The sequence below is a fragment of the Acinetobacter sp. YH12076 genome (assembly GCF_013419525.1).
GTDB classification, from domain to species: domain Bacteria; phylum Pseudomonadota; class Gammaproteobacteria; order Pseudomonadales; family Moraxellaceae; genus Acinetobacter; species Acinetobacter amyesii.
Genome location: NZ_VOZY01000013.1, coordinates 118,272 through 124,657 on the forward strand (window position 1 = coordinate 118,272; position 6,386 = coordinate 124,657).

Sequence of the window (6,386 nt, forward strand, 5' to 3'; positions counted from 1 at the left end):
AGACGGAAAAGACAATGAAAAAAGTACTAAAACCGTTCATGATTGCTGCTTTGGCTTTGCCAACTTTTGCCTTTGCAAACGCTCCTCAGACGACTTCTTTAGAGAAAGTTCAACAAGCAGTTGGTCCAACAACAACTCAAGTACAGGTTGGTACTGACGGTCAAGTGACTGTAGCAAGCCCGCGTACGGGTATTCGTTATACCTTTGCCAATCCAAATCGTCCAATCGTATTGCAAACTGCAAAAATTGCAGCAGCCAATGCGGCGAATGCTGACCGTATTGTGGCTGAAAACCCAGCCCTTTCTGCTGCGAGTCAACAAAAAGCGAAACAAGTGCTTCTTGATGAAGCAACTCAGCTGGCGCGTAACTAATTTACGACGAACAGCGATAAAGACCAGTCGAAAGGCTGGTTTTTTTATGTGCAAAAGAAATCCACAATAAAATTACAGCAAAACCGTGCTTCTGCTCGATTTTTTATAGATTTTGCACTAAGCTGTATTTTTTATAACTCATATAGTTGGACGTTGAAAAATGGCAGTTGGTGACGTATCTATGCCACAGATGCATGTGGTGAAAGGTGTAAAAATCGGTTCGGCTGAAGCATATGTGCGCTATCAGAACCGACGTGACCTTGTCATTTTTGAATTTGCTGAAGGTTCTAATGTCGCAGGCGTTTTTACTCAAAATGCATTTTGTGCAGCACCGGTCCATATTTCGAAAGCGCACTTATTGGCAGGTAATCCACGTTATTTAGTGATTAACACCGGAAATGCCAATGCCGGTACTGGCAAAATCGGCATAGCAAATGCTGAGGCGACGTGTGCGAAACTGGCAGAACTGACAGGTGTTCAAAATACAGAAGTTCTTCCATTTTCAACGGGTGTAATTGGCGAGCAATTACCTATTGATCGTTTGGTTCAAGGCTTGCAACCAGCATTAGATAGTTTGCAGGAAGATGCATGGTTGGATGCGGCAACGGGCATTATGACCACTGATACAACACCTAAAGGTGCATCTGAACAGTTCGAACTAGATGGCGTTCTGTATACCATGACAGGTATTTCTAAAGGCGCAGGCATGATTCGTCCAAATATGGCGACCATGTTGAGTTATGTGGCAACTGATGCACCCATTAGCCGTGAGCTGGTGCAACAGCTTTTGAAAACCACAGTTAACCTGTCGTTTAACCGTATTACGGTGGATGGTGATACCTCAACGAATGACTCATGTATTTTGATTGCAACGGGCCAAGCTGGTGGCGTAGAAATTACTTCAGAATCAGATTCACGTTATGCTGCTGTTTTAGACGTGTTAACACGTGTAATGAAACGTCTTGCACAGCTCATTGTCCGTGATGGTGAAGGTGCGACGAAGTTTATTACTGTGGCGGTAGAAGGCGGCGCAGATACTCAAGAATGTTGTGATATTGCTTATAGCATTGCACATTCACCGTTGGTTAAAACTGCAATCTTCGCATCAGATCCAAACTGGGGCCGTATTTTGGCAGCTATTGGTTATGCAGGTGTGCCAAACCTAGATGTTGAAAAAATTCAGGTCTGGTTAGGTGATGTTCAAATCTGTAAAGACGGTGGTGCCGCAGCAGATTATACCGAAGCAGCAGGGGCTGCAGAGATGGAGAAATCTGAGATCACGATCCGTGTAGATTTAGGACGTGGCAGTGCGCGAGATACTGTGTATACCTGTGACCTGTCGTATGACTATGTTAAGATTAACGCAGATTACCGTTCATAAATTTGATGTTTTTGAAAAGCCTCCGTTGTGAGGCTTTTTTATAAGTGGAACTTTTTAATGACCGGTAAAAATAGCCAAGTGCCATATTTATAGGTCAGTTGTGAAGCACCTGTGTAGTAACAGGCATTAAGGATAGAGAAGACGTTGTGATGAATAATGCAAACAACTTAATTGCAAATGAAGCAAAATCAATTGTACAAGCGCATTTGGATCGTTTGGGCGATGTTAAAGAGCATCACTTAACGGAAGCTGCAAAGCTTGAAAAGTTTGAATTAATTAAAGCGGAACTCAAAAAACGTAACGCTGTCCTTGTTGCACACTATTACTGTGATCCTGAAGTGCAGGAACTAGCAGAACTGACCGGTGGATGCGTTTCGGATTCACTTGAAATGGCACGTTTTGGTCGTGACCATCAAGCAACGACGTTGGTGGTTGCAGGGGTGAAATTCATGGGGGAGACCTCGAAGATTTTATCTCCTGAAAAAACCGTACTGATGCCTACTCTGGAGGCAACATGCTCACTTGATTTAGGCTGTCCGGTCGATGAATTTACCAAATTTTGCGATGCACACCCGGATCATACGGTTGTGGTATATGCCAATACCTCGGCGACAGTGAAAGCACGTGCAGACTGGGTGGTAACCTCGAGCTGTGCTGTTGAAATTGTTGAGTATTTAGATAGTTTAGGCGAAAAAATTATTTGGGCACCCGATCAGCATCTCGGTCGTTATATTCAAAAGAAAACCGGTGCAGACATGTTGCTGTGGGATGGGGCATGTATTGTCCATGAAGAGTTCCGTGCACGTGGTATTGCCAATATGAAAGCGCTGTATCCTGATGCAGCAGTTTTGGTACATCCAGAGTCACCAGAATCTGTGGTGGATATTGCAGATGCCGTCGGTAGCACCTCGCAATTGATCAAGGCTGCACAAACCTTGCCACACGAACGTTTAATCGTGGCAACAGATCGCGGTATTTTTTATAAAATGCAGCAAGCTGTGCCGAATAAAATTCTCATCGAAGCACCGACGGCAGGTGAGGGAGCGACTTGTCGTTCATGTGCGCATTGCCCTTGGATGGCGATGAATGAATTAGATGGCATTCTCGAAGTTTTACAAAAAGGCGATCAGGAAATTTTTGTAGATCCGGCATTGGCTGAACGTGCTAAATTGCCTTTAGATCGGATGTTGAATTTCAGTGCCAGTTTAAAACGTTAATTTTTGCTTGAAAAATGATTAAAGTGCTTGATAAATAATCGCTTGAAATGATTTTTTATGTTTTTTTGAAGATAGGTGTTGACGTTAATCAACGTCACGCCTAGAATGCACACCGTACCGCACGATATGCGATACAGCGAAAGCTGAGATGAAACGGAGCATAGCACAGCCTGGTAGTGCACCTGGTTTGGGACCAGGGGGTCGTAGGTTCGAATCCTACTGCTCCGACCAATTTCTCAAGGCAAAAATCGCGTGATAGTCTATGTCATCGGTAATGCGCCTGTAGCTCAGTTGGATAGAGCATCCGCCTTCTAAGCGGATGGTCACAGGTTCGAATCCTGTCAGGCGCGCCATTTTAATGGTGTTCTGATAATAGAATCTGAAACTTGTTGTGATGGTGGATGTAGCTCAGTTGGTAGAGCCCCGGATTGTGATTCCGGTTGTCGTGGGTTCGAATCCCATCATTCACCCCAATTCGGAGCATAGCACAGCCTGGTAGTGCACCTGGTTTGGGACCAGGGGGTCGTAGGTTCGAATCCTACTGCTCCGACCATTTTCTCAAAGAAAACGGTCGATAAAAGATACCGCATACAGCGGTTTTTTTATGCCTGTAATTTAAAATGCGTTATATTGGTTATTCACAAGCAAGAACATGATGGTGGATGTAGCTCAGTTGGTAGAGCCCCGGATTGTGATTCCGGTTGTCGTGGGTTCGAATCCCATCATTCACCCCAACTTTTAAAGTTGAAAGCGGAGCATAGCACAGCCTGGTAGTGCACCTGGTTTGGGACCAGGGGGTCGTAGGTTCGAATCCTACTGCTCCGACCATTTATTTCAAAAACAATACTGTAAAAGATGCCGCATATAGCGGTTTTTTTATGGCTAAAATTTATAAACACAATAAAAAAGCCACCATAAGGTGGCTTTTTTATATTCTGCTATTTAGGGAATGATGGTGATATTTACGCGACGGTTGATGGCACGATTGGTTTCAGTGTCATTAGAGACCATCGGCTGTTCAGCACCACGGCCAATAATTTGAATATTTGAACTGTTATAACCTTGCTTTAAAAAGACGTTTGCGACGCTTTGCGCACGTTTTTCTGACAGTTGTTGGTTGTAATTGGATTGTCCAACATTATCCGTATGACCAATAAACTTAATTTTGTTTAGGTCATATTTAATCAGTTGAGTGGCGAGGGTATTTAGTTTGCCTTCTTGGTGAGGTTGTATTTGATAATCATCAAAACCAAATAAAAGTCGTTCTGGTAGGGCAAGTGTCCAACCATCATTGGTCAAGACAAAACCTTCTTTTTTAAGCATACGTGCTTGTTTGTAGCTTAAGTTACCTAAACTCATGCAGGCTGTCATAGTAGCCGTGAATGCAAGTATAAATAAAACTTTAAATGCGTTCTTTAACATAGCAAATCCTATGAGTTGGGGCGTTGAAGTGCAATGCACCAATGATTATTAGAAAGTTTAGCATCATACATCGCGCGTTCCGCATCTGCGATCAAATCTTCTGGCGATTTTGCATTTTGGATCAGTGCCACACCAATATTAGCTTGTAATGCAATATTATGTTGCTCATAAACAAATGTGGAACCATAGCAGTCATGTATTTTGTGACAAAAGACTTCGAGTTCTGTCAGGAAATTTAAATGATTGATAATAATTGCAAATTCGTCACCACCGAGTCGCGCAACGAAAGCATCATCTGGTAGTGCTTGTTTTAAACAATGTGATGAGGCGCGTAGTACTGCATCCCCTGCTAAGTGTCCATATTGGTCATTCACATGTTTAAAGTTTTCAATATCGACAAAGAACACGGCAGCGTTCGCTTGTAAGTCAAATAGCTCAAATAGCTTTTCATAAAAATAATTGCGATTTGGCAATTGGGTTAATGCATCATGACGTGCTAGATGAATTAGCTTGTCATTTTCTGAGATTAAGTTTTTATTTGACTGTTCTATTTCACTGAGTAAACCATTAAAGGCGGTACTGAGTGCGTGTAATTCTTGAATATCAGAGTTTGAAACCCGCATTTTATAATCTTTCTTAATACTAATGGTCTGAGCAGATTCCACAATAGAGCGAACGGATTGCATTAAGTATTGATAAACAGAATTAACCGACCAAAACACGGTAGCCAATAAAAGTATAAAGCCTAAAAATAAACCCAATAAAATTTTATGGAAGAAACTAACTAAATCTGAAGAGTTTCCATATACGACCAGTTCGCCGTAACTTTTCTGATCATGATGAATATCTAAACGAATCGGTTGGCTGAAGAAGAAATAATCTAAAATCGCTTGGCTAGAAAATGTTGAAATTTCTTGTTGCTCAGCATGAGCAAGTGACGCTTTTTGATGGTTGGTAATTTCAATCGATCGAATGGGATACAGTTGAGTGTATTCATTTAAAATTTGACGCATCGTTGTTTGGTCATTAAACACCACAGCGGGTTGAACACGTTCGTTTATCGCATTTGATAAAATCGTTAAGCTGTTTTTTGCATAGGTATGCATAGTATAAGTGGAAATAACCAAAAAAATCGCAGAACAAATCGTAAAAGTTAAAGCAAAGATAGTGAGCTGCGAACGCGTAAATAATTGGTGTAATGTAATTGGGTTATAGAGTTGTTTCATTCAGCTGACTCCGATGACTTCGCCAGTAATAAAACGCGTGGATCAATATGTATTTGTGACTGCGTTAAGCTTTCCATATTAACTTTAAACGAATAACTTTGATTTTTTTTATACAAACAAAATGCACTGCCAGACTCACACTCACTATTGTTACTACTTAGAGAGAGGGCGGGGAAATTAACATGGTTGTTTAAAATACTTTGTTCTTCTTTTGCTGATAGATTGGAAAAAAATAAAACTTGGCAATGACTAGATTTGATGTCAATCACATTGATGGCTGTAATTTTATAAGTGCTGTGGGTTGGCGCAAGTTTTTTAAAATCATTGACTAAACTTGAATTATTAATCACGCAAAATTTGGGTGAAGTGGTTTCCCACTTGGCATAACTCAAAATAGAGAAAGTGGTTGTGAAAATATTTGCTGTGGGAGCTGCATATAATAAGGGTGAAATGGAGCACGCCATTATTAAATAGGCAGTTTTTTTAAAAACAACCATACGAAATCAAAAATGTCTAAAATTAAATGGAATGAAAATTGGGTGTATATACGTTTTATTATATGAAATAGGGCGTATATAGCCCAATAATAATACAAAAGAATGTTTATGTGTTTAAAAAAACGACATGCGTAAAATAAATCATAAAAAAGGTGTTGCGTTGGATCAGAAATGCTGTAGAATGCACATCCATCGGCGGTGATGAAGATTAAAACTTCTGATAAAACAATGACTTGGTTGAATTGATTAAGTTGGGTTTTAGAAAGGAAGTT

6 protein-coding genes and 6 tRNA genes are annotated in these 6,386 nt (G+C 40.9%); 9 read left to right on the top strand and 3 right to left on the bottom strand.

Features of this window, described 5'->3' with window-relative positions; all coding sequences use genetic code 11:
* Nucleotides 1-14: 14 nt before the first annotated feature.
* From FTU22_RS13460 to FTU22_RS13500, 9 genes are all read left to right on the top strand, one after another.
* Complete coding sequence (locus tag FTU22_RS13460; protein ID WP_078194125.1) at nucleotides 15-371, top strand: hypothetical protein; 357 nt, start codon at nucleotides 15-17, stop codon at nucleotides 369-371.
* Between the two features lie 160 nt (nucleotides 372-531).
* Nucleotides 532-1,752: a bifunctional glutamate N-acetyltransferase/amino-acid acetyltransferase ArgJ gene (argJ, locus tag FTU22_RS13465; RefSeq protein WP_180094937.1), complete on the top strand. Its 1,221-nt coding sequence runs from the start codon at nucleotides 532-534 to the stop codon at nucleotides 1,750-1,752.
* A 149-nt stretch (nucleotides 1,753-1,901) separates the two neighbouring features.
* Nucleotides 1,902-2,969, top strand: a complete 1,068-nt coding sequence (gene nadA, locus FTU22_RS13470) for a quinolinate synthase NadA (protein WP_180094939.1) — start codon at nucleotides 1,902-1,904, stop codon at nucleotides 2,967-2,969.
* Nucleotides 2,970-3,123: 154 nt separating this feature from the next.
* Nucleotides 3,124-3,200, top strand: a tRNA-Pro gene (locus tag FTU22_RS13475).
* 45 nt (nucleotides 3,201-3,245) lie between these two features.
* Nucleotides 3,246-3,322: transfer RNA gene (locus FTU22_RS13480), tRNA-Arg, on the top strand.
* A 44-nt stretch (nucleotides 3,323-3,366) separates the two neighbouring features.
* A tRNA-His gene (locus FTU22_RS13485) sits at nucleotides 3,367-3,442 on the top strand.
* Between the two features lie 3 nt (nucleotides 3,443-3,445).
* Nucleotides 3,446-3,522: transfer RNA gene (locus FTU22_RS13490), tRNA-Pro, on the top strand.
* 105 nt (nucleotides 3,523-3,627) lie between these two features.
* Nucleotides 3,628-3,703 (top strand) — tRNA-His (locus FTU22_RS13495).
* Nucleotides 3,704-3,720: 17 nt separating this feature from the next.
* Nucleotides 3,721-3,797 (top strand) — tRNA-Pro (locus FTU22_RS13500).
* Nucleotides 3,798-3,911: 114 nt separating this feature from the next.
* Here the strand turns inward: FTU22_RS13500 and FTU22_RS13505 are convergent.
* The 3 genes from FTU22_RS13505 to FTU22_RS13515 are packed head-to-tail and all read right to left on the bottom strand — an operon-like array spanning nucleotide 3,912 to nucleotide 6,114.
* Entirely contained in the window at nucleotides 3,912-4,391 is a 480-nt protein-coding gene (locus tag FTU22_RS13505; protein ID WP_180024519.1) for an OmpA family protein, read from the bottom strand.
* Between the two features lie 8 nt (nucleotides 4,392-4,399).
* Nucleotides 4,400-5,617 carry a diguanylate cyclase domain-containing protein gene (locus tag FTU22_RS13510; protein ID WP_180024518.1) on the bottom strand — a complete coding sequence of 406 codons (1,218 nt, stop codon included), beginning with the start codon at nucleotides 5,615-5,617 and terminating at the stop codon, nucleotides 4,400-4,402.
* Nucleotides 5,614-6,114, bottom strand: coding sequence for a YfiR family protein (locus FTU22_RS13515; protein WP_180094941.1), 501 nt, complete (start codon nucleotides 6,112-6,114; stop codon nucleotides 5,614-5,616). The genes FTU22_RS13510 and FTU22_RS13515 overlap by 4 nt, the downstream gene beginning before the upstream one ends.
* Nucleotides 6,115-6,386: the final 272 nt, after the last annotated feature.